This window comes from Thermodesulfobium sp. 4217-1 (genome assembly GCF_039822205.1).
Lineage (GTDB): Bacteria > Thermodesulfobiota > Thermodesulfobiia > Thermodesulfobiales > Thermodesulfobiaceae > Thermodesulfobium.
On record NZ_JBAGBW010000003.1, the window covers coordinates 51,262 to 68,444 of the forward strand.

The following is a 17,183-nucleotide window of genomic DNA, read 5'->3' on the forward strand; positions in this document are numbered from 1 at the left end:
ATAACTTTTCAAACTATCTGTATCCTTTAAATGCAATAAAAATCCTTTGAAAAGTTGTAAAAATTGATAGAGCTGTAAGTATTATAAGGCCCAGCAACAAATATCCTGATGCTAAAGATACGATTAACAATATTAACCTCTCTGGTCTTTGCATAAGCCCACCTTTTATTGGGACGTTATCGCACTCAGATCTTGCTTTCGCATAAGAAATCATATATGAAAAGATCATTGCTAAAAAAGAAAAAATTATAATCAGGTTATTGTTATTTAGTATTCCATATATCGCTATAAAGGAGAAAATAAAGCCTTCTGAAAGCCTATCGAGTGTAGAATCTAAAAACCCGCCAAATTTGGTTATTTTACCAGAGATTCTTGCTACTGCGCCGTCTAATGAATCAAAAGAAACAGCAATTAGTAAAAATATTGCGCTAAATAGTCCTGGTAGAAAGATGATTGAGAGAGATGCTGCAAAAGTTAACAGAGTACAAAAAATAGTTAATGAATTTGGAGAAATATTCATTTTTGAAAGGAAGCTCGCTATGGGATAAATAATAGGTTTTACTAATTTTCTCTTATCTATTTCCATTTATTAACCTGCCACCTATTTTTTGTGCAATATTTTTAATGTCTGAGTTTAGCCTTGTTCTTGCAATTCTCAAATGTTCTTTTATGCTCCAAAATTCTCCACATGCTATAGTTTGTCTATTTATTATAGCTCTTTTTACGTCTTCAAGCGTTTTTACGTTGTCTGGAAACAGCGTATACGCACTTCCTATTGTGTCTAGTGTATGAGAATCGGTTCCTGCGAGTTCTGCTAAATTTAATGTCTTATTTAAATCTATCACCTTTTGTCTAATCACTCTGCCAGCAAGTGTAGGATTTATTATTTCTATTGCGTCTGGTTTCGGAAAGTTTTCTTTTTTAAATATATTTTTTATACAACGAAGTGGGATGCTGTATGTTAGGGGGCTCATTGGGTGGGGGAGAACTATTATTCCTCCTGATTCATAGGTTATTTCTATAGTTTTGTAAAGGCTAGTGAATTTTCTAATATGCCTGTCTATAAAAAGGCATATTATATGGCCCTGGAGCGTAGTTACTTCGACTCCTGGAACGACAATTATGCCATATTTTTCGCCTAATTCGGCTGCTTTTAGAGAGCCCTTTATGTTGTCGTGATCGGTTATGGCTATTATTTTAAGATCAGTATTTCTTGCTGCATATTTTACAATCTCTTCTGGCGAAGCTATTCCATCACTAAAGCTGCTGTGTATGTGAAGGTCGCCTTTAATAAATTTTTTATCCATTTTTTATCTCCATAGGCAGAAAGATGTACCACTGATTTGGGTACTTGATTACATATTTTTCGAAAGAGTTTGCCCATTCTTGCATAGCTATCCTGTAATCTTTCTTGGGTTCAATATAATTTTCTATATAACAGTCAAAGTCAAATGGTTTTTTTCTGATTATAAAAACTGGTAAAATTGGGCAGTTTCTTGATGACGCTATTTGAAACGCTGCCTTTGGAAAAGAAACTTTGTGATTTAAAAAATCTACATATTCTGAAGGAAAATTTGATGATATATCGCTTAGCATACAAAGAGGACGATTTTGTTTAAGAGATGTTATTATTTCTCTTAAGCCATTTTTTGCAGGGATTACATCAAAGCCTATTCTTGAACGAATTAGCTTTATGATATAGCCGGCAAGTGGAAAGTCTAGATTGGCCACAACTTTGAGCTTTAAGTCTTTATGGTCAAGTAGACTTCCAATATCCCAATTGCCAATATGTGCCGTACTTACAATTGCCCCTCTTTGAAGTGAAAGCGCCTCATCAAGATATTCTAAATTTAAAAACCTCACGTTAAATTTTTTCTTGTTAAAAATTAACGTGATAACTTCGTATATATAGTCGCTAAATGAAACAAGGGCTTCTTTGGCAAGTTGTTCTGGGTTTTGCTGACCTGATGCGCTGCTTATTAACTTATAATTGTCGAGTACGACTTCTCTTTTTTTCTTATTGTCCCAGTAGATGCCAAAGATTACCCTTTTTATTAACTTTTTCAGTAAAGACAGATTATTCTCCCTTTATAAAATCTTCAAGCATTGCTCTTGCTTGGGTGTCTGGATATTGTACAGGTGGACTTTTCATCAAGTACGCACACGCGCTGACTATCGGGCCTCCCAATTTTCTATCTTTTGCCAATTTTACTAACCTTACTGCATCGACTATTATTCCGGCAGAATTCGGAGAATCCCAAACTTCTAGCTTGCACTCAATATTTAATGGAACTTCACCAAAGGCTTTGCACTCTATTCTTACGTATGCCCATTTTCTATCGTGTAGCCACGGAATATAATCTGATGGCCCTATATGTATATTTTCTTCTGACATTGGCTCTGGCATTAGAGAATTTACCGCATTGGTTTTGCTAATTTTTTTTGATTCCAATCTCTCTCTTTCGAGCATGTTCAAGAAGTCTAAATTGCCGCCAACATTAAGTTGGAATGTCCTCTCTATCTCAAGTCCTCTATCAAGGCAAATTTGTGTAAGTGCTCTGTGCAGTATTGTGGCTCCCAATTGAGATTTTATGTCGTCGCCTATTATGGGCAAGTTTTTATCCTTGAATTTTTTTGCCCATTCTTCTTTGCTTGCTATAAAAACTGGTATTGCGTTTATTACACCAAGATTTGCTTCTAACGCACAGTTCATATAGAATTCGGCGGCTTTTTGGCTGCCCACTGGTAAGTAATTTATCAACACATCTGCTTTTGCTTCTTTTAGAACTTTTACAACGTCGACAGGTTCTGCTTTTGATTCTATTATTGCTCTAGCTGCGTATTTTCCTATACCATCGTTGGTATGCCCTCGCATAACTGTTACGCCGAGATTTGGAACGTCATGGATTTTTATTGTGTTGTTTGGCTCTGCAAATATGGCCTCTGAGAGATCTTTGCCAACTTTTCTCTCATCAATATCAAAAGCAGCAACAAAACGAATGTTTTCTAATTTATATGGCCCTATCTCATCATGGATTAATCCTATAGGGTTTTTTTCTGAATTTCTATAAAATTCAACGCCCTGTACCAGAGATGAGGCGCAATTTCCAACCCCTACTATTGCAACTCTTATTTCTTGCATTTTAAAACTCCTTTCTTTTTTTGAAAACTTGCTGATATTTTATAAAAAATATTTTCCACAAAAAAATATCTTCCAAAAATTGTAGATTGGCTTAAGATTTTGACTAAATTGTCCCTACAAAAGTTTAAATCTGTTTCAACATAAGAATAAGTTCTACCAAATCCCTCTATCGAATGTGCATCACTTCCTGCTGCGTCCACCTTTCTGTATTGACTCGCAAATCTCTTTGCAACAAAATTTTCATATGGTAATGATTTTGCATTAAACGATTCAATTATATCAAATTGATCTATTAGTAGTTTCTTGGCATTACTTTTTAGGGCACTTCTAAAGACAGAAAATGGATGGGGTATATATACAAGCCCTCCCTGTTCCCTGATTTGGTTGATGGTATCTTTTGCGCTTAAAAAAGGTTTAATTTCACTATGCAAAAAAAGCCCAATTATTTCTCCTTCTGAAGTAAGGATTTCTTCACCTACTATGACTTCAATCTCTTTTATTTTCTTCTTTGCAAGTAGTGCTCCTTTTATTGTATTGTGGTCTGTGACAGCAATTACGTTTATGCCATTTAACAGCGCTTTTTTACGTAAATCTTCAATTGATATATTTGAATCCTTTGAAAAGTTAGTGTGAATATGCAAGTCAATTTTATATTTCATTTATTTATTGATATGCCTACCTTTGGGCAAATGTCATATAAAACGCATTCTGGACATTTGGGTTTTTTTGCGGTACATATCGTTCTTCCGTGTTGGTTTAGAAAATAAGAAAACTTAAACCAATCTTTTTCTTCAACATTAGAGGCTATTTCTTTTTCAACAATTAATGGGTCATCCTTTTTGGAAAGGGACAATCTTACTGCCAGCCTTTTCACGTGTGTGTCAACAATTATAGCGCTTTTATTAAATACATAGCCTAAAATGGCATAGGCAGATTTCCTGCCTATGCCTGGAACTTTAATTAGATTGTCAAAGTCATTGGGCAAATTCCCCCCGAAATTTTCAAGTATAAATTTTGCTCCCTCTTTTAGAGACCTTGCTTTGTTGTGATAAAATCCAGTTGAATGGATTGCCTTTTCTAAACTATCTAACGAAATACTGTTTAAATCATCAAAATTTTTCAGGTATTGAAATAAGTCTTTTGTAACAAAATTTACCTTTTCATCGGTACATTGTGCAGATAGAATTACAGATACATAGAACTCAAAAGGGCTATTAAAAATCAATTTACTTTTTATTTCTGGATAAAGCTTTTGAAGCCTGATTAATATTTCAGAATAAGTATTGCTATTATTTGAGATCATTTTAGTTATCTATTTACCCTTTTTTGCTTTCCTTGATATCTATCGCCTTTACTCTCTGATGGGTCTTCTGAAAGGGCTTTTATGCTGAGATTTATCTTCCCATTGCTTTCAAGATCGAGTACCTTTACAGTTACTTCGTCACCCAAGCTTAAAACTTCCTCAACATTTTTTACCCTTGTTTTCGAGAGCTCAGATATGTGAACGAGTCCTTCTTTGCCTGGTGATATTTCAACTAAAGCTCCAAAATTAAAAATCTTTGTTACCTTTCCTGTATAAATTTGTCCTGGGATTATCGGTTTTACAAGATTCTGTATAATTTCAATGGTTTTATCCAGGCTCTCTCCAGAATTAGATGCTATAAAAATTTTGCCATCTTGTTCAATGCTTATCTTGGATCCTGTCTCTTCTATAATTTTTTTAATTATTTTGCCGCCCTGGCCAATTACGTCGCTTATCTTTTCTGGATTAATTTGAATCATTTCTATTCTAGGAGCATAGTTTGAAAGCTTTTCTCTTGGGCTTGATATTGTGTTTGTCATCTTGTCTATGATAAATTTTCTACCCTTGTTTGCTTTGGCAATTGCTCTTACGAGCGCATCAAGAGGTATGCCCGGGACCTTTACGTCCAATTGGAGTGCGCTAACTCCATCAACAGTACCTGTGACTTTGAAGTCCATATCGCCTAAAGCATCTTCTAACCCTGTGATGTCAGACAGAATAATGCTGTCTTCCTTTTCATAAATAAGACCCATTGCTATTCCGCCAACGTGTTTTGATATTGGCACTCCTGCATCCATTAGCGAAAGAGAAGATCCACATGTAGATGCCATAGAGGATGAGCCGTTTGACTCAAGTATCTCAGAAACCACCCTAATAGTGTATGGGAAATCTGATTCTTTGGGTAGAACTGGAACCAATGCCTTTTCTGCAAGAGCTCCGTGCCCAATCTCTCTTCTTCCTGGACCCCTGGAGGGTCTAGCTTCGCCTACACTAAATCCTGGAAAGTTATAATGATGCATATATCTTTTTCTTATTTCGCTATTTGTTTGGTAAAGTGTATCGATTATTTGAGAGTCCTCTTGAGTCCCCAATGTAGCAATACTAAGGGCTTGCGTCTGACCTCTGGTAAACAAAGCCGAGCCGTGTGCCCTAGGTAATATGCCTACTTGAATTGTAATGGTCCTTATTTCGTCGAGATCCCTGCCATCGAGCCTTTTGTTGTTTTTTATAATATAGCTTCTGACTATTTTTTTAAATTTACTCTGAAACGCTTGATTCAACAGCAATATATTTGATTCTACGAATTCTATTCCGAATTTTTCAGAGATTTTCGAGATCATCTCTTCTTTTAATGCTTTTTCCAAGTTTTCATAATCTATTTTGGCTTTGAGCGGGAAGTTATTGGTGATTTCATCCGTTAGAATTTTATCTAAAGCGTCTATAATTTCTTTTGTAGGCTCTTGAATGTAAACAGAGCTCTTGGATGGATTTATTTTTGAAACGAGGTCTCTTTGTAGATCGCATATATTTTTTATAACAGGGAGCGAAAAGTTTATTGCTTCAATTATCTCTTGTTCAGGTATTTCTTTGAATCCTCCCTCAATCATCAATATATTCTCTTCTTTTCCAACGATTACAATGTCTATATCGCTATTTGCAATTTGATCTATTGTGGGGTTTAAAATAAACTTTCCATCAATCTTGCCTACTCTAACTGCGCCTATCGGACCGCCAAATGGGATGTCTGATATACAAAGGGCTGCGCTGGTTGCGATGATAGTAAGTACATCTGCTGGAAAATCATTGTCAATTGAGAGCGGGAAAGCTGATATACAGACATCATTTCTAAGTCCCTTGGGAAACAACGGTCTAATAGAACGGTCTATAATTCTGCTATAAAGTATAGCTCTTTCGCTAGGCCTTCCCTCTCTTTTAAAGAAGCCGCCAGGAAACTTGCCTGCTGCATACATCTTTTCGTCGAAATCGACTACGAGAGGCATAAAATCTAAATCACTGCGTGCTTCTTTGGACATAGTTGCTGCACTAAATACGATAGTATCACCAGATCTTACTGTAACTGAGCCATTAGCTTGTTTTGCCAATAGACCCGTTTCTATATTGATCGTAATGCCTTCTGCGATTTCCTTTGTAAGGCTATATACCTCACTCATTATGCAGTTTCTCTAAGGCCAAGTTTGCCAATCAGCTTTCTGTATCTGTTTATGTCTTTGCCCTTTACATAAGATAGTAGTCTCTTTCTCTGATTGACCATTTTCAAAAGCCCTCTTTTTGAGTGAAGATCGCTTTTGTGCTCTTTCAAGTGTTCTGCAAGTTTCTCAATACGATAAGTTAATATTGCTACCTGTACTTCTGCTGAGCCTGTGTCGTTCTCATGCAAACCGAAATCTTCTATTACCTTCTTCTTAAGTTCCTTTTCTAACATAAAATCCTCCTTAAATAATAAATCCACTATCCAAGCAATGTCGTTTGTAATCTTGCAATGCCTAGATAGGGTAAGTTTGAAAACATATGATATTAGTAGTCAAACATTTAGATCTATTCTATCATAAATGTATAATATTCAAAAAGTGAGGTTAAAATTTTGATTTTAGGGATTGACGCAGGGAGATATAAGGTTGGTTATGCAATCTTAGGCAATGATTATAAAGTTTTTGTCAAAGGGATAATATTATTTGATAATTTTAAAAGTGAATTCTCCGAGATTATCCATAATTATGAAATCGAAAATATAATTGTTGGAAGTGGCACGGGGCACAATGAAATCGTAAGCTTGATAAAGGAAGTCGATCCTGATTTAAAAGTTATAATAGTATCAGAGATAAATAGTTCTGTAGAGGCAAAGTGGAGATATATAAATTCACTAAAAGGGATTAAAGGACTGTTTTATAGAATAATTGGTTATGCTGATAAGCCTGTTGATGACATTTCAGCAGTAATAATAGCTGAAAGATATTTGAAAGAAAAGGAGAAAAATAATTGAGACCAGATTGGGATTCTTACTTTATGCAAATCGCCAATTTAGTAGCCACACGTTCAACCTGTATAAGGAGGAAGGTTGGCGCAGTCATTGTTAAGGACAAGAGAATATTGTCAACTGGATACAATGGTGTTCCTTCTGGGCTCCAACATTGTTTGGATATAGGCTGTTTAAGGGATAAACTGAAGATTCCGTCTGGGGAGCGGCAAGAACTTTGCAGAGGTTTGCATGCTGAGCAAAATGCTATTATTCAAGGGGCGATGTACGGTGTTAGCTTGATGGGCTCAGTGATATATGTTACCAATCAACCATGTATAACCTGTGCAAAGATGTTAATTCAATCAGGAATAATTAAAATATATTATCAAGGAGACTATCCCGATCCTCTTTCTTTGGAGATGTTAGGTGAGGCAAGGATTGAAACGATAAAATTTATTCCTGATGAAAAAGAGGTGTAGTTTATTTTGTTATTTCTTATGTGCTTAATATCTTTTTTATTTTCACTGCTAAATACAAAATTTGTAATTTTTTTCTCTGAGAAGCTAAAAATCTATGACAAGCCTGATAGTAGAAAAATTCATAATGAATTAATCTCTCGACTTGGCGGAGTAGGTTTTTTTATACCTTTTTTAATTTCTATGTTTATGTATTCTTTTTTTGTAAAAGGTTTTGAGATTGTTGATTTTTTAATTTGTATTCTTCCAGTTTTTCTACTTGGGTTATATGACGATCTATTCGGAATTAACCCTCTGGTAAAATTGGCGGCTCAGATTTTCGCTTCGGTAGTGGCTTTCAATTTAGGATTTCGTATTGATTATATTTATTTTCCCTTTATAGGGTATCTTTTTTTTGGGGGACTTTCCCTTTTTTTTACAATATTTTGGTTGGTGGGACTATCTAACGCTCTTAATTTAGTAGATGGCATGGATGGACTTGCGTCTGGAGTCGCTATATTAATATTGTTATCTATGGCAATCGTTTCATATGTTCTGGACAGAAATTTTGTTTTTGTAATATCGGTATTGCTTCTGTTTTCAATGACAGGTTTTTTTGTCTTTAACATAAACCCTGCAAGGATATTTATGGGCGATAGCGGTTCCTTGACGGTAGGATTTATAATAGGGTTGCTTTCTGTGTCTGGTTTTATGAAGGGGCTTACGCTGGTGACACTCTTTTCTATAATAATTATGTTAATAATTCCTGTAGCGGATACCTTATGGGCTATAATAAGAAGATCTATATCAGGGAAATCGATTTTTTCCCCGGATAAAGGACACTTTCATCATGTACTTTTAGAAAAAGGATGGAGTGTCAGAAAGATTAATTTTTTATTTAGAGGTATAACTGTGGTAGGATCTTTGGTCTTCTTCTTTGTCTTTCTGCCTCAGGAGTACTTTTTGTTTACTGCTTCTTTTTTGATTTTTGGATATTTCTTTCTGTTTTTAATTGAATCTATTGTTATTGGAGTGAGAAAAAGTGCATAAAGCATTGCTAATTTTTGGTACGCGTCCTGAGGCTATTAAAATGGCTCCTCTTTTTTTGGAGTTAAAAGAATCAAAGAATTTTGAACCAATCGTAGTGGTTACCGCCCAACACAGAGAGATGTTGGATCAGGTTTTAAAGATTTTCAATATTGAGCCCGATTTTGATTTAGACATCATGAAACCAGGCCAGAGCCTTGAGGGCATAACTATTAGAGCTTTGGAGGGTCTCTCCACCATCATGAGAAAGGTTAGCCCTTCTATCGTTCTTGTTCAGGGAGATACTACGACGACTTATGCAGGTGCGCTATCGGCTTTTTACCATAAAGTGCCAGTAGGACACGTGGAAGCAGGACTGAGAACTTATGACAAATTCAACCCTTACCCCGAAGAGATCAATAGAAGGATGACGACTTGCCTTGCTGATTTGCATTTTGCTCCAACTATTACATCTTTTAACAATCTAATTAGAGAAAACGTTAAAAAAGATGATATATACATCACTGGAAACACCGTGATCGATTCTTTACTAAATATATCCAAAAGAGATTATGATTTCCCACCTGCATTAAACCCAATAATAAACTCTTCACTAAGGAAGATTTTGATTACTGCCCATAGAAGAGAGAATTGGGACGAGATGAAGAATATTTTTTCAGCAGTTAAAAAGTTAGTTGAAAATTTTAATGATATACAAATAGTTTTTCCAGTTCATATGAATCCAAAAATAAGACGTGATGCACAGGATATTCTGGGCAATAATCCAAGAATATCCTTGCTTGAGCCCCTTGACTATGAAACATTTATCCATGTTATGAAGAGCTGCTATCTTATACTTACAGATTCGGGAGGTGTCCAGGAAGAGGCTCCTTCATTGGGCGTGCCCGTGGTCGTTATGAGAAAGACTACAGAAAGGCCTGAGGCCCTGAAAGCAAATGCTGTAATATTAAGCGGGACAGATGGAGAAAAGATTTATGACACCACAGCAAAACTCTTGAGCGATTCTGTTTTTTACTCTTCAATGAAAAAGAAGCTCAATCCTTATGGTGACGGAAGAGCCTCTTTTAGAATATTGAAATCTTTAGAATACTTTTTTGAGCTTAGTCAAGAAAAGCCTGAAGATTTTCACTATGACTATGAAGAATAATCTTTAAAAACCCAACTCCTCGTTTATTATAAACACGCTAAAAGGGGTAAGGCTTGGCCTCTTTTCTAATATTGTAGTGATGTTACATGTTCTTGTTGGACCCTGACAATCCATGCATTCACCTGTTACGGTGCACGGATTTGGCCTATTTAGCCTCTTATTGTTGATTGGGGCTGCGATTGTTTTAATTCTTCTTCTGGCTTCTTCTTCGTCTTTTACTATCTTGTTTGTGCCGGCCAGGATTATAACTTGCTTTGGTCCAAATATCATTGATGCAACTCTGTTTCCCACTCCATCAGTGTTTACAAGTTTTCCATCAAGAGTTATTGCGTTTGATCCTGTCATAAAAGTATCGCAAGTTAGCTGTTTTCTTCTTAAGTTTAAGACTTCTTCTGAGGAAAGACCAGCTTTATTGTGATCTAAAATTAGATTGCCTCTTTTAGCTAAAATTTCGAGTATTCCGAGATTTTGTACTGTGGTAGATCCACCAACGCCTATGATGTCTTTCTCAGGAATCAGTTCTAAGAGCCTTTTTATAAGCTCTTCTCTTGTGCTAAAAAAATCAGCGTTAAAATTATTTTTTTTCAAAGCTTCTACAACCCGTTTCCCAAACACTTCACCGTGCCATTGCAAATTTGAATCCATTTTCTTCCCTCCAATTAAAAATTGTTATAGTTAATGATATCACTAAATATAATTGTTTTTTTAAATTTAAAGGCTTTATATCATAAATAAATTTTTATTAATTTGAGAAATAAAGTTTCTATTAATATAAATCTTATTTATTTAGAAAATTAAGATTGTTCTGACAAAAGTAGTGACATTTGACAATATTAAAATTACAATGTTGGAGATCTAATTAGTATGTAAAATTTTATTATTGACATGATAAGAAAAATCTATTAACCTATAAGTGATTTTTGTAGTTAGGGGTGAGTTCTATAAAAAAAATTAAAAAAGAACAAATCCCGCCTTTACATGTAGCTCAGTTGGGCTTTAACGTTTTAGGATCAACTTTAGGAGGGCTTTTATTAGGGTGGTTTTTGCAAGAGAAATTAGGATTTGGAATAGTAGGTTTTCTGTTTGGGCTCTTACTAGGAGTTTTTTCTGGATTATGGATTATTTTAAAGCAAATTTTAAATCAAAAATGAAAGGGGGTGAAAAGAGTTGCATATCGCAGAAGAATTTATGTTACACAAGATCATTCCAATAAACATTGCTGGTTTTGATTTAAGCATTACACAGGCAGTTTTATGGATGTGGATAGCGTCTGTTATTATGCTGCTGTTTTTGTTTTATTGCAGCAAGAACATGACGGTTATACCTTCTAATAGGCTGGTTACAATGTTTGAAGTTTTTGTCGACTTTGTCAAAAAGGACATGGTAGAGAGTTTTATGCACGGGCAAGATGTAGAGAGATTCTTCCCACTAATAGCATCTATGTTTTTCTTTATTTTTGCATCAAACTTCATAGGAATTATCCCTGGGACTTATACTCCGACGAGCAACATCAATACAACTGCTGTCCTGGCTATATTTGTGTTTATCCTTTATAACGTTCTGGGAGTTATTAGGAACGGTGTAGGCGGATATCTAAAAAGTATAGTTGTTCCTGGTCTTCCTGCTCCTATTATTCCGGTTGTTTTTGTCATAGAGGTATTTAGCCACTTTGCAAGGCCTCTTTCATTGGCAATAAGGTTATTTGCCAATATGATGGCTGGACACATTATAATCGGTGTTTTGATTTATCTTGCACTGCTTGCGACAGGAGCATTTATGGGTGGCATAATGCTCGGGTCTGTTTCTTTCGCTGCTTCTGTGGGAATGTATTTCTTGGAAGTTTTTGTAAAATCACTTCAAGCGATAATCTTTGCTGTTTTAACATCAATGTATATTGCTGGTGCTGTTGCACCTGAACATTAGTTTTTGTTTCACAACTTTAATTAAAAATTTTTGGAGGTGTTTTTAAATGGATGCAGTAAGTATAAATCTTGGTTTGGCTCAGTTGGGCGCAGGTGTTGCTATTGGATTTGCCGCTGCTGGTGGTGGCGCAGGAATGGGTATATTGGGTGGATATTTTTTGACCGCTCTTGCAAGACAGCCAGAACTTCTTGGACCACTACGTACCTATATGATTTTGGTATTGGTCTTTATTGAAGCTCAGGTTCTTTATGGTTTTACTGTTTCTATGATCCTTTTGTTTGCTGCTCCTAAGCATTAGTCTTTTATTCTTTTAAGGGAGATCTAAAAAAATGATGAATTTTGAATTTGGTCTGGAGTTCTGGACTATTGTCTCCTTTTTTATATTCTTCTTTCTATTTGCAAAGTTTGTTGTTCCACCAATAAATAATGCTCTTAAAGAGAGAGAAAAGGCTATTGCAGGGGCGATAGAGCAGGCTCGAAATGAAAGAGAAGAGGCAGAAAAGCTCTTACAAGAATCAAAAAAAGAACTTGAGGAAACAAGGGCTCGTTCTTCAAAGATTGTAGAAGAGGCAAGAGCTTATGCTGATGATGTTAAGAATGACATTGTTAAAAAAGCAAAAGATGAAGCACAGAAAATAGTTGAAAATGCTTCCAAAGATCTTGATAGAGCGAAGGCAGAAGTAATAGCTGAGCTAAAAGTGGAAGTTGTTAATCTTACCATTACTCTTGCAGAAAAACTCCTTGAGAAAGAAATGGACAAAACCGTACAAACAAAATTTGTTACAGAATATTTACAAAAAATGGGTAAGAACTAAGATGGACAATAGCTATGTCTTAGCAAAGAGATATGCAAGGGCTTTTTTGTCTATTCTTAAGGAAAAGAATTCAGACTTGCAAGGTGTGGTAGACGAAACACAAACTCTTCTTCAAAGCTTTAAGGATACAGGTCTTGACAAAATAATTGTGAATCCTGTTCTCGATTTAAGCATGAAGAAGAGTCTAATTGAACCTTTAAAAGATAAGATTTCACAAGATATTTATGCTTTTGTGGAATTTCTTATCGACAAAAATAGATTTACATTGCTCCCTTTCATTTTAGAATCTCTTGAAGAAACGTTAAATGAGGAGCGTGGCAGGATTATTGCCAATCTTGAGGTTGCTTCGCCATTGACTGACGATTTGAAATTAAATTTTTCAAATTATTTCAAAACAAAGTTTGATGCGAAAAGCGTCGAGATTATAGAAGTTGTCAACGAAAAGATCATTGGTGGTTTTAGGGCAAAAATTGGAGATTATCTTATTGATGCAAGCGTTAGGGGGTCCTTGGAAAAAGCCAAGAGACTTCTTTTAGCTAACTGAAGGGAGGTGTTGTTTTTTTGAAGATAAGGGCTGAAGAAATTACTGATGTAATAAAGAAACAGCTTTCAGCTGTTAAAGCCGAACCAGAATCAGCACTGGTGGGCACAATAATATCTGTTGGTGACGGAGTTGCAAGGATTTGGGGTTTGAAAGATGCAATGATGTCCGAGCTTTTGGAATTTCCAAATGATGTTTATGGAATCGTATTCAACCTTGAAGAGGATTCAGTTGGTGCAATTATTTTGGGTGATGACTCCAAATTAAATGAGGGTGATACCGTTAAGTCGACTGGTAGAGTTATATCTGTTCCAGTTGGGCCAGAGTTGGTAGGTAGAGTGGTAGATGCCTTAGGAAGACCTCTTGATGGCAAGGGTCCCATAAATTCAAAAAAATTCAGGGTGATTGAGAGGGTGGCTCCTGGTGTAATTACCAGACAGTCAGTTAATCAGTCTGTACAGACAGGGATTAAGGCTATCGACGGTATGATTCCTATTGGAAGAGGCCAGAGAGAGCTGGTAATTGGCGATAGACAGACTGGTAAAACGGCAATTTGTATAGACACAATTCTCAATCAAAAAGATCAAGACATGATATGTATTTATGTGGCTGTTGGCCAAAAAGCCTCAACTGTTGCAACAATCATTAAAACACTTGAGGATAACGGTTCATTGGATTACACAATTGTCGTAGTAGCTAATGCTTCTGACGCTGCTGCTCTTCAGTATATTGCTCCATTTAGCGGTTGTTCTATGGGTGAAGAATTTATGGAACAGGGCAAAGATGCTCTAATAATTTATGACGACCTTTCAAAACATGCATGGGCTTATAGACAGGTTTCACTTCTTCTCAGAAGACCTCCTGGCCGTGAGGCATATCCTGGCGATGTTTTCTATTTGCACTCCAGGCTTCTTGAAAGGGCAGCAAAACTTAACAAGAATTATGGTGGAGGAAGCTTAACTGCTTTGCCTATTATTGAAACTCAGGCGGGCGACGTAACAGCATATATTCCTACAAACGTAATTTCTATTACGGATGGACAGATATATTTGGAGCCAGAACTCTTTTATGCGGGCGTAAGACCTGCTGTAAACGTTGGTCTTTCTGTATCTCGTGTAGGCGGTGCTGCTCAAACTAAAGCTATGAAACAGGTTGCGGGCAGATTGAGATTAGAATTGGCACAATATCGTGAGTTAGCTGCTTTTGCTCAGTTCGCATCAGACCTTGACGCATCTACAAGACAGGTTTTAACTCGTGGTGAGAAGTTGGTAGAGCTCTTAAAACAGCCTCAATATTTAACTTTCCCACTATGGAAAGAGGTTTGTTCGATATTTTCTGGCGTAAGAGGATTTTTGGATGATTTGAACACCGATGACATTCAAAGATTTGAAAAAGAGCTTCTTGCTTATATTGAGGCTCACAACCAGAACATTATCGAATCAATAACCAAAGAAAAAGCAATATCAAAAGAGACTGAAGAAATGCTTGAAAAAGCTATAAAAGATTTCAAGTCTCTTTTTGCGGGCGGTAAGTAAAAATGCGCCCTAATGACGTAAAGAGAAAGATTAAGGCTGTACAAAATATTCAAAAGATTACAAAGGCAATGAAATCTGTTGCTGCTGTTAAGGCAAGAAAGGCTGAAGAAAGAGTCAGGAAAGTCAAGGACTATTCTCGAGAGATGTTTGAACTCACGAAAAGACTTTCTACCGAAATTGCTGGTTTTCAACATCCATTATTAGAGAAAAGAGAAATCAAGACTGTAGGCATACTTGTTGTAACCTCTGATAGAGGTCTTTGCGGCTCTTTTAATGCAAATATCCTAAGAGAAGGTCTAAAGCTTTATAACAAATATAAAGCAGAGGGAAAAGAAGTTAGACTTTTTGCCGTTGGGAGAAAAGCTAAACAGTTCTTTGAGCGCAGATTTCCTGTAGTAATAGCAAGTTTCACAAAATTACCTCAACCTCCTACTCAGGCTGAAGCTTCTCTAATAGCATCAGAAATTACCAAGTATTTTTCTGATGGAACAATAGATGCGTTAAAAGTTCTTTATTACAATTACAAATCAATGGCTAAATATTCAATTGTTGAAGAGGATGTTTTGCCATTGTTAAACATTCAAGAGAAAAATGAACCAAAGGCAACATATATCTTTGAACCTGAAGAAGATGTTGTAGCTTCATATTTACTTGAAAGGGGCTTGATGGCTGAGATATTGAGGGTTATTCTTGAAACGGCCGCTTCAGAGCAGGCAGCAAGAATGACAGCTATGTCACAGGCCTCAGAGAACGCTCAAGATCTAATTAAGCAACTTACACTTGCCTTTAACAAGGCGCGTCAGGCAATAATTACCCGTGAGCTGAGTGAAATTATTGGAACCACTACAGCTCTCGGTTCTTAGGAGGTGGACATTGGCGAACGTTGGTAAAGTCGTTCAAATTTTAGGTACTGTTGTAGATATAGAATTCGAACCAGGTAAGATTCCAGCACTTTTAAATGCCCTTAAAATTGAGGGAAAGAATCAATATGGGCAAGAATTAAACATTACCTTAGAGGTAATGCAACAATTGGGTGATAACCGTGTCAGAGCTATTGCTATGTCTTCTACAGATGGTCTTGTAAGAGGAACAGAAGCTACTGATACAGGCTCTCCAATTATGATTCCTGTTGGCAAGGAAACTCTTGGCAGAATTTTTAATGTCCTTGGCAAAGCTGTAGATGATGGACCAAAGGTAGAAGCAAAGCAGTTCTCACCTTTACATAAGGCACCCCCAAGTCTTAAAGACATTAACCCTGTTCCACAACAACTGGAAACAGGAATTAAAGTTGTAGACCTTTTGGTTCCATTCCCAAGAGGCGGAAAAATAGGTCTATTTGGTGGTGCAGGTGTAGGCAAAACAGTTATTTTGATGGAGCTAATTAGAAATATTGCTGCAGAGCATGGTGGCAAATCTGTTTTTGCAGGAGTCGGAGAGAGAACTCGTGAGGGCAACGACCTCTATCATGAGATGAAAGAATCTGGCGTTATAGACAAAACTGTTATGGTATTTGGCCAGATGAATGAGCTGCCTGGAGCCCGTATGAGAGTGGGTCTTACCGGTCTTACCATGGCTGAGTACTTTAGAGATGTTGATAAAGGAGATGTTTTGCTGTTTATAGACAACATTTTTAGATTCATACAAGCTGGGTCTGAGGTTTCCACACTTTTGGGCAGGTTGCCATCTGCTGTAGGTTACCAGCCAACATTAGGAACTGACGTAGGAACATTGCAAGAGCGTATTGTAACCACGAAAGATGGTTCTATCACGTCAGTTCAGGCCGTTTATGTTCCAGCAGACGACTTGACAGACCCTGCACCTGCTACAACCTTCGCTCACCTTGACGGTACTGTTGTTTTGTCAAGGCCTCTGGCTGAGCTCGGAATTTATCCTGCTGTTGACCCTCTTGACTCATCGTCTCGTATTCTGGATCCAAGAGTAGTCGGCGACGATCACTATCTGGTAGCTCGTGGAGTACAAAAGGTTTTGCAAAAATATAAAGATCTTCAAGATATCATTGCAATTCTTGGTATGGAAGAGCTGTCTGAGGATGATAAACTGGCAGTTTCCAGAGCTAGGAAAATCCAAAGATTTTTGTCTCAACCATTCTTCGTTGCCGAGACATTTACTGGGATGGGCGGAAAATACGTAAAGCTTGAAGATTCTATTAAAGGCTTTAAGGAAATTCTTGATGGTAAGTGTGATGAGTTGCCAGAACAGGCATTCTATATGGTTGGAACTATTGATGAAGCTCGTGAGAAGGCAGCGTCTATGCAAGCATCACAAGCAAGTTAGGGG

At 36.6% G+C, this 17,183-nt stretch carries 21 protein-coding genes; 12 read left to right on the plus strand and 9 right to left on the minus strand.

The genetic code is table 11. The features are described from left to right. Positions 1-13: 13 nt before the first annotated feature. From V4762_RS02230 to rpsO, 8 genes are read right to left on the minus strand one after another with little or no spacing between them, the layout of a single operon-like run. Positions 14-586, minus strand: coding sequence for a CDP-alcohol phosphatidyltransferase family protein (locus tag V4762_RS02230; RefSeq protein WP_347314142.1), 573 nt, complete (start codon positions 584-586; stop codon positions 14-16). Continuing rightward, positions 573-1,307: a CehA/McbA family metallohydrolase gene (locus V4762_RS02235; protein ID WP_347314143.1), complete on the minus strand. Its 735-nt coding sequence runs from the start codon at positions 1,305-1,307 to the stop codon at positions 573-575. Before V4762_RS02235 ends, V4762_RS02230 begins: the two co-directional genes overlap by 14 nt. Further along, the gene (locus V4762_RS02240) at positions 1,300-2,076 is read right to left on the minus strand and encodes a lysophospholipid acyltransferase family protein (RefSeq protein ID WP_347314210.1); all 777 of its coding nucleotides are present in this window, start codon (positions 2,074-2,076) and stop codon (positions 1,300-1,302) included. Before V4762_RS02240 ends, V4762_RS02235 begins: the two co-directional genes overlap by 8 nt. A gap of 1 nt (position 2,077) precedes the next feature. Further along, positions 2,078-3,142, minus strand: a complete 1,065-nt coding sequence (locus tag V4762_RS02245; RefSeq protein ID WP_347314144.1) for an inositol-3-phosphate synthase — start codon at positions 3,140-3,142, stop codon at positions 2,078-2,080. Continuing rightward, on the minus strand, positions 3,130-3,801 hold the full coding sequence (locus V4762_RS02250; RefSeq protein ID WP_347314145.1) for a PHP domain-containing protein: 672 nt from the start codon (positions 3,799-3,801) through the stop codon (positions 3,130-3,132). Before V4762_RS02250 ends, V4762_RS02245 begins: the two co-directional genes overlap by 13 nt. After that, positions 3,798-4,445 (minus strand): endonuclease III domain-containing protein, encoded by a 648-nt coding sequence (locus V4762_RS02255; protein WP_347314146.1) that lies wholly within the window; start codon positions 4,443-4,445, stop codon positions 3,798-3,800. Before V4762_RS02255 ends, V4762_RS02250 begins: the two co-directional genes overlap by 4 nt. 5 nt (positions 4,446-4,450) lie before the next feature. Further along, positions 4,451-6,616, minus strand: a complete 2,166-nt coding sequence (locus V4762_RS02260; protein ID WP_347314147.1) for a polyribonucleotide nucleotidyltransferase — start codon at positions 6,614-6,616, stop codon at positions 4,451-4,453. After that, the gene (rpsO, locus tag V4762_RS02265; RefSeq protein ID WP_347314148.1) at positions 6,616-6,888 is read right to left on the minus strand and encodes a 30S ribosomal protein S15; all 273 of its coding nucleotides are present in this window, start codon (positions 6,886-6,888) and stop codon (positions 6,616-6,618) included. Before rpsO ends, V4762_RS02260 begins: the two co-directional genes overlap by 1 nt. 159 nt (positions 6,889-7,047) lie before the next feature. Between rpsO and V4762_RS02270 the strand changes: the two genes are divergently transcribed. From V4762_RS02270 to wecB, 4 genes are read left to right on the plus strand one after another with little or no spacing between them, the layout of a single operon-like run. Beyond that, positions 7,048-7,446, plus strand: coding sequence for a RuvC family protein (locus V4762_RS02270; RefSeq protein ID WP_347314149.1), 399 nt, complete (start codon positions 7,048-7,050; stop codon positions 7,444-7,446). Further along, positions 7,443-7,901, plus strand: a complete 459-nt coding sequence (locus V4762_RS02275) for a deoxycytidylate deaminase (protein ID WP_347314150.1) — start codon at positions 7,443-7,445, stop codon at positions 7,899-7,901. Before V4762_RS02270 ends, V4762_RS02275 begins: the two co-directional genes overlap by 4 nt. A gap of 6 nt (positions 7,902-7,907) precedes the next feature. After that, a complete protein-coding gene (locus V4762_RS02280; RefSeq protein ID WP_347314151.1) occupies positions 7,908-8,927 on the plus strand; it encodes a glycosyltransferase family 4 protein in 1,020 nt (339 codons plus the stop codon). Further along, entirely contained in the window at positions 8,920-10,071 is a 1,152-nt protein-coding gene (gene wecB, locus V4762_RS02285) for a non-hydrolyzing UDP-N-acetylglucosamine 2-epimerase (protein WP_347314152.1), read from the plus strand. Before V4762_RS02280 ends, wecB begins: the two co-directional genes overlap by 8 nt. A gap of 3 nt (positions 10,072-10,074) precedes the next feature. Here the strand turns inward: wecB and V4762_RS02290 are convergent, their stop codons facing one another. After that, positions 10,075-10,716: a lactate utilization protein gene (locus tag V4762_RS02290; protein ID WP_347314153.1), complete on the minus strand. Its 642-nt coding sequence runs from the start codon at positions 10,714-10,716 to the stop codon at positions 10,075-10,077. Positions 10,717-11,003: 287 nt separating this feature from the next. On the opposite strand from V4762_RS02290, the gene V4762_RS02295 reads away from it, so the two are divergent. Genes V4762_RS02295 through atpD form a run of 8 tightly spaced genes read left to right on the plus strand, consistent with a single transcriptional unit; the run spans position 11,004 to position 17,180 of the window. Further along, positions 11,004-11,222 (plus strand): AtpZ/AtpI family protein, encoded by a 219-nt coding sequence (locus tag V4762_RS02295; protein ID WP_347314154.1) that lies wholly within the window; start codon positions 11,004-11,006, stop codon positions 11,220-11,222. 16 nt (positions 11,223-11,238) lie between these two features. Continuing rightward, complete coding sequence (atpB, locus tag V4762_RS02300) at positions 11,239-11,994, plus strand: F0F1 ATP synthase subunit A (RefSeq protein ID WP_347314155.1); 756 nt, start codon at positions 11,239-11,241, stop codon at positions 11,992-11,994. A 46-nt stretch (positions 11,995-12,040) separates the two neighbouring features. Beyond that, entirely contained in the window at positions 12,041-12,292 is a 252-nt protein-coding gene (gene atpE, locus V4762_RS02305) for an ATP synthase F0 subunit C (RefSeq protein WP_108308769.1), read from the plus strand. 31 nt (positions 12,293-12,323) lie between these two features. Further along, positions 12,324-12,809 (plus strand): F0F1 ATP synthase subunit B, encoded by a 486-nt coding sequence (atpF, locus tag V4762_RS02310; protein WP_347314156.1) that lies wholly within the window; start codon positions 12,324-12,326, stop codon positions 12,807-12,809. Position 12,810: 1 nt separating this feature from the next. Further along, entirely contained in the window at positions 12,811-13,353 is a 543-nt protein-coding gene (gene atpH / locus V4762_RS02315; protein WP_347314157.1) for an ATP synthase F1 subunit delta, read from the plus strand. Between the two features lie 17 nt (positions 13,354-13,370). After that, positions 13,371-14,885, plus strand: coding sequence for a F0F1 ATP synthase subunit alpha (gene atpA / locus V4762_RS02320; RefSeq protein ID WP_347314158.1), 1,515 nt, complete (start codon positions 13,371-13,373; stop codon positions 14,883-14,885). A gap of 2 nt (positions 14,886-14,887) precedes the next feature. After that, the gene (atpG, locus tag V4762_RS02325) at positions 14,888-15,748 is read left to right on the plus strand and encodes an ATP synthase F1 subunit gamma (protein WP_347314159.1); all 861 of its coding nucleotides are present in this window, start codon (positions 14,888-14,890) and stop codon (positions 15,746-15,748) included. Continuing rightward, the gene (gene atpD, locus V4762_RS02330; protein WP_458646930.1) at positions 15,720-17,180 is read left to right on the plus strand and encodes a F0F1 ATP synthase subunit beta; all 1,461 of its coding nucleotides are present in this window, start codon (positions 15,720-15,722) and stop codon (positions 17,178-17,180) included. The genes atpG and atpD overlap by 29 nt, the downstream gene beginning before the upstream one ends. Positions 17,181-17,183: the final 3 nt, after the last annotated feature.

Coding starts and splice junctions, on each gene's coding strand:
- atpH (WP_347314157.1), top strand. CDS start 12,811: ATGGACAATAGCTATGTCTTAGCAAAGAGATATGCAAGGGCTTTTTTG.
- V4762_RS02290 (WP_347314153.1), bottom strand. CDS start 10,716: ATGGATTCAAATTTGCAATGGCACGGTGAAGTGTTTGGGAAACGGGTT.
- atpG (WP_347314159.1), top strand. CDS start 14,888: ATGCGCCCTAATGACGTAAAGAGAAAGATTAAGGCTGTACAAAATATT.
- V4762_RS02260 (WP_347314147.1), bottom strand. CDS start 6,616: ATGAGTGAGGTATATAGCCTTACAAAGGAAATCGCAGAAGGCATTACG.
- V4762_RS02245 (WP_347314144.1), bottom strand. CDS start 3,142: ATGCAAGAAATAAGAGTTGCAATAGTAGGGGTTGGAAATTGCGCCTCA.
- V4762_RS02250 (WP_347314145.1), bottom strand. CDS start 3,801: ATGAAATATAAAATTGACTTGCATATTCACACTAACTTTTCAAAGGAT.
- V4762_RS02255 (WP_347314146.1), bottom strand. CDS start 4,445: ATGATCTCAAATAATAGCAATACTTATTCTGAAATATTAATCAGGCTT.
- rpsO (WP_347314148.1), bottom strand. CDS start 6,888: ATGTTAGAAAAGGAACTTAAGAAGAAGGTAATAGAAGATTTCGGTTTG.
- V4762_RS02235 (WP_347314143.1), bottom strand. CDS start 1,307: ATGGATAAAAAATTTATTAAAGGCGACCTTCACATACACAGCAGCTTT.
- atpF (WP_347314156.1), top strand. CDS start 12,324: ATGATGAATTTTGAATTTGGTCTGGAGTTCTGGACTATTGTCTCCTTT.
- V4762_RS02230 (WP_347314142.1), bottom strand. CDS start 586: ATGGAAATAGATAAGAGAAAATTAGTAAAACCTATTATTTATCCCATA.
- atpE (WP_108308769.1), top strand. CDS start 12,041: ATGGATGCAGTAAGTATAAATCTTGGTTTGGCTCAGTTGGGCGCAGGT.